The following is a 5,141-nucleotide window of genomic DNA, read 5'->3' as shown; positions in this document are numbered from 1 at the left end:
GATAATCTTGCATTTGAAACTTTAGAATTCTAGGGAGCTTATCAATCTTTAACTTCTGGTACTTAGGACTATTAGAGTCTTCAAAATTCAATTGGCGTAAAGGGATGTTTCTAGAGACAAAGATTAAAAGTGTATAAAGTTCTTTTTGTAGATATTGAATATATAGTACTAAATAAGATATAATGGAGTTCACAATGACCACCCTTTCTTTATTAATTGTGAGCTGGGAACTTCAATTATATCAAGAAATGGGGGGGCATTGTTTTTTTATACAAAAAAACTTTGAAACCTTTAAAATATAATGATTAGTTAGTAAAAAAAGAGTGTCAAACTTGACACTACGTACAAAGAAGGGAGGGGCAAAATATGTATCACATTGAAGTAAAACTATTTAATACACCTGAAGTATTAATGAAACAAAAGAAGGTGCTTTTTCCTTTTAGAAAAGCAGAGGCACTTTTTTATTATTTGATAGTAAATAAGGAGGCCTCTAGAGATGAGCTAGTTCATTTACTATGGGGAGATATAGAGGAAACTACAGCAAGGAAAAATCTACGAAATGCAATATATAAAATTAAAAAGGCGTTTGGTTTAGAAGTATTAGTTTCGCCAAAAAAATCTATTGTCATGTTAAACCCTGAATTTATTTTCAATAGTGATGTGGAGAACTTTATTAAAAATGATAATCCGCTACAAGCCTATAAGGGGCTTTTTCTAAAAGGATTCTTTGTCAAGGATGGAGAGAGTTTTGAAGAATGGATGTACTTAAAAAGAGAGGAATTCAGAGAAAGATACGTAAAAATAATATATGAAATAGTAACCAATCATAATCATAAGCAGGACAGATCTATCGAGATATATGGACGACAATTAATTGAGGCAGATGAATTTGATGAGAGAGCATACCGAATTCTAATGAAGTATTATTCAGAAACTGGAGCATCTAATAAAGCTATTGCTTTATATAATAAGTTGAAGACTGCTTTAGAAAATGAGCTGGGAGTCCTACCAGAGAACCTAACTACTGGTTTATATAATGAAATTGTTATGATGAGAGAACAACCAGAGAAGAAAAAAAATTATAATTCCTTATCTTTTTATGGTAGAAAAAAAGAATTAGAAGCAATAAAGCATTTTTATAGACAGTTTAATACATTAGAAGAAACTAGAGGAGTTCTTATTCAAGGAGAAGCAGGAATAGGAAAAACTAAGCTGAAGGAAATATTTCTTCAACAGATAGAAAAAAAAGATACATATATAATAGAATCCAATTGCTATCAAGCAGAAAAAGAGTATTTGCTGAAACCATGGAATCCTGTATTTTCAAGACTAATAGATATCATTATTGAGAATGAAATTCAGTTTCCAGATATGTGGATTAACAGTATTGCATGTTTATTTCCTGCCTTTGCTAGACTTAATAATGCAAAGTCCAATCCTCTTCTAGTAAAAGAAGATATCTTGCAATACCACATGGCTGCGGAAGTAATTATTGAAGTGCTATCTATGATTACTATAAACAAAAAAATCATTTTAGTTTTTGAAGATTTACAGTGGATGGACGATATGAGTTGGCAACTTTTAAAAAGCATACTACAATCTAAAAAAGGCATAAAGATATTCTTTATTGGAACTGCTAGAGAAGGCTATGAACTTGAAATAGATGAATGGCTAGTACATTTAGTAAAGGAAGATAAACTAGATAAAATTACATTAAGACGCTTTACCAATAAAGAAGTTGGAGAGTTTATTCAATTGTCACTACCTAAGCTATCAATATCAGATGAAGGATTAAAAGAGATATATGAAGATACTGAAGGCAATACTTTCTTTTTAGTTGAATATATAAATAGTATCCAAGGTAGTGATACCTGGGGTAGAATCTCTTCAAAAACACAGGATATATTAAAAAGCAGATTTATTGATATAACGGAAGAAGGCATAAAAATATTAAATCTATTATCTCTATTCTTTCATCGGGTACCAATTGACATACTATGGGATATAACAGGAAAAGACGCAGTTGAGATTATGGATATACTAGAGGAGATACAAAGAAAAGGGATAATAAGGGAGATTGTGGAGTCGGATAAAGTCAGTGTTGAATTTACACACCATAAGCTAAGAGAATTTATTTATAATCGTCAATCCTTTACACGAAGGAAACTTCTTCATAATAAAGTTGGAAAAGTACTTGAAGGAAGATTAAAGAAGGATTATAGTGACAGACTACTTTACTCTACGTTAGCTTATCATTTTAAAGAGGCAGGTAATTTTGAATCGGCTTTGCAATACAGCATACAAAATCTTAATATATATCTTGATTATTGCCATGAGCTTTTTCCTACTATGGTGGACATGCCACAAGAGCCTGATAGTGTTTTTGCTATTAGTGATCTGCAGATATTGAAGCACTTTGAGATGATAGAAGAAATGATGATTAAGGGTGATAATACCATAGAAAAAATAGAGCTAATAAACAGCAGACAGGCTTTTCTACATATGAAGGGCAGGTATTTAATACGCTTAGGGGAATATAAAGAAGGGGTAAAGTATATTCACCAGCTATTAGAGTATGCAGAAGGGTACAAGAATAGTGACTACGCCTTAAAGGGATATCTTCAAATGATATATTATGGTATTCAGACGCATCAAACGGAGCTTATGAGAGAGTATATTCAGCTTGCTCAGAGGATTGCTGTGGAGAAAAAGCTTTTTGATATTAAAGGTGTCCTTACTAGACTTTTAGGATTAAATAAGATGATGATAGGTGAATATAAAGAGGCAGAAAAACTAATGATAGAATCTATCAATCATTTCTCTAAAAACAAAGAATTAAGTCAGAAATATGCAATGAATATTGCCGCCTGCTATAATTATTTAGGTGAACTCAGGCGGTATAAAAAGGAATTCAAATGTGCCTTAATTTATTATGATAAAGCAATAAAAATATGTAAAGAAAGCAAGGTTTACAGATCCTTGAGTTTTTTTAGCACTTGTGCAGGACAAGCTGCCATGGATATGGATAGTTATACAGAGGCCTTAAATTACTTTCATGAAGCAGTAAAATACTACAATAGATATGACTTAGTATGGAGGCGTTCCGTAGCAGAAGGCTATCTAGCGTTGCTAATGGTGATGAAAGGTGAAGTTTCTACTGCTATAGAACACTTAGAATATGCTGAGGAATATGCGGATAAAATGCAAAGCCCTTACGAATATGGACTTATCATGAGAGTAAAGGCAGAAATAAAGGATAAAATGCAGCAACATAAAGAGCTAGAAGAGGTTTTAAAAGAGAAACTAGACAAAAAAGTTGAAGAGTATTGCAACATTGGATTAGGTTACCTTCAACAATTTAATTATTCCTATGAAGCTGACCACCTTAAAGCTCTGTTAAGGAAAGATAGCAAATAAACTTACACCATCCCTAAATCATGTAAATTGTATATCAAATAAGAATAAATTAATATAACCAATTTGAGAGTTAAAAAAAACCCACGTTAGACGAGGGTTTTTTATTATGTTTTGTGAAGTCTATGATTAGCTCTTTTCTACTAGTTCTATATAATCGTAGAAAAAGCTTTGTTGTATTCTCTCTTTACAGAGGATAGCTCCTCTAAAAATAAAGGGATAGAAGGATTTAAGTTGTTTTTTTTCCAAGCAATCATCAGCTCATCCTCTACTTTTTCTCCTTCAATATCAATAAATCGAAGACTGGAACTTGAATGAAGCTTTAAACTTTTTGGTAAAATAGCTATGCCCATTCCTGCATCAACCAGCAGTAGCACAGTATGTAAAAGCTTAGGCTCACTAACTATATTAGGATAAAAACCACTGTTGGCACACATAAGCAAAGTTTTATTAAAGCCTTGTGGAGACTCTTGTCTGCTAACGGTGATAAACCGCTCTTTAGACAAGTCTGAAATTTGAACGCTGGCCTGACTTGCTAAGGCATGCTCACAATGCATTACTACAGATATGGTTTCTGTGAATACGCTTTTCTTTTTTATACCACCAATGTTATCAAGTCCAAATGAAAGGGTAAATACAATATCTAATTCACCGGTTTTTAAGGCTTCAATGAGCATTCCATGATTAAACTGATTTAAATGTAAATCTATCTTTGGATAATCGCGACGGAACTGTCTAATTAAATAAGGTAAAAAAACTCTTTCACTATATCCAAGAAAACCAATATTTAAGCTGCCTATAATACCTAGTTCCGCCTGACGAGTCTTTTCAATAGCTTCTTCAGACTTAGTTACAATGCTAATTGCTTCTCTAAGAAGCACACTACCAGCGCTGGTTAGTCTAACTGAACGTTTATTCCTTTCAAATAACTGGACCCCTATTTTTTTTTCTAAATCTGCAATCTGTTGACTAACAGCTGATTGTGCAACAAAAAGATGCTTAGCTGCTTCAGTAAAATTTAAGTGTTCAGCAACAGCAATGAAATAACGTAATTGTCTTATATCCAAAGCTATTCCTCCAATTCCAATATTTAGGATTAATTATACATATTAATAATAACACTTCTGTCTATTTCAATCAATATTAATCATTTTTACTTATTACTGAAATAGCATTCCCATATTTCACAATGGAGCTAATATTCTGTATTCTATAATTAAGAAGAAATTTTAATACTTAAAAATTTTTAGAGCTAAAAATATTTAGGTTTTATCCATAGTATCACAGTACTTATAGAATTTTATAGCGAAGTAAAGCTGTAATAAGGATACAATATAATATTCCCTAAAGGAATTATTAGTAATCTATTATAAAAATTAGATAGTGTAAAGTAGGTTATGAAAACTAAGAAACAAAATTTTACAACATGATTTGTGGGGGGAGTACCTTCTTAAAAGAAGAAAACATCAAAAAAATAGATTGATGATACCACAAATAATGCTCTGGAACCCACAGCATTGATGGTGAAACGATGAAGTTTAGCAAAAGTGCAAAGGCACATTTAAGGGGAAGGTTGGTTTTGTTGTGAGAGGATGGTTTGTTGCCCTAAGTAGATCAGTAGCTGCCATTTGCCCGGCATATTATCGGCATTTGTCAGCATATCGACTTCGTTTAAAGGACGCTTCCACTCATGAAGCTTGTGAGGACGAAGAAAGTTATAGTAAGCG

General features: G+C 32.3%; 3 protein-coding genes. 1 reads left to right on the top strand and 2 read right to left on the bottom strand.

Annotated elements, in window-relative coordinates:
* Positions 1-193 (bottom strand): hypothetical protein (locus tag BMX10_RS18230; protein ID WP_330387935.1); only part of this gene is annotated, 193 nt, incomplete at its 3' end.
* 173 nt (positions 194-366) lie between these two features.
* On the opposite strand from BMX10_RS18230, the gene BMX10_RS17565 reads away from it, so the two are divergent.
* Entirely contained in the window at positions 367-3,417 is a 3,051-nt protein-coding gene (locus tag BMX10_RS17565) for an ATP-binding protein (protein WP_090447085.1), read from the top strand.
* A gap of 146 nt (positions 3,418-3,563) precedes the next feature.
* Here BMX10_RS17565 and BMX10_RS17560 read toward each other — a convergent pair whose 3' ends face one another.
* The gene (locus BMX10_RS17560; RefSeq protein ID WP_090447084.1) at positions 3,564-4,481 is read right to left on the bottom strand and encodes a LysR family transcriptional regulator; all 918 of its coding nucleotides are present in this window, start codon (positions 4,479-4,481) and stop codon (positions 3,564-3,566) included.
* Positions 4,482-5,141: the final 660 nt, after the last annotated feature.

The organism is Natronincola peptidivorans (genome assembly GCF_900111615.1).
GTDB lineage: Bacteria > Bacillota > Clostridia > Peptostreptococcales > Natronincolaceae > Natronincola_A > Natronincola_A peptidivorans.
Note: the sequence above shows the minus strand (reverse complement) of the source record. Positions and strands in the feature narration are given on the sequence as shown.

Bases quoted from the DNA above. Each gene is read 5' to 3' on its own strand.
- BMX10_RS17565 (WP_090447085.1), top strand. From the start codon at position 367: ATGTATCACATTGAAGTAAAACTATTTAATACACCTGAAGTATTAATG.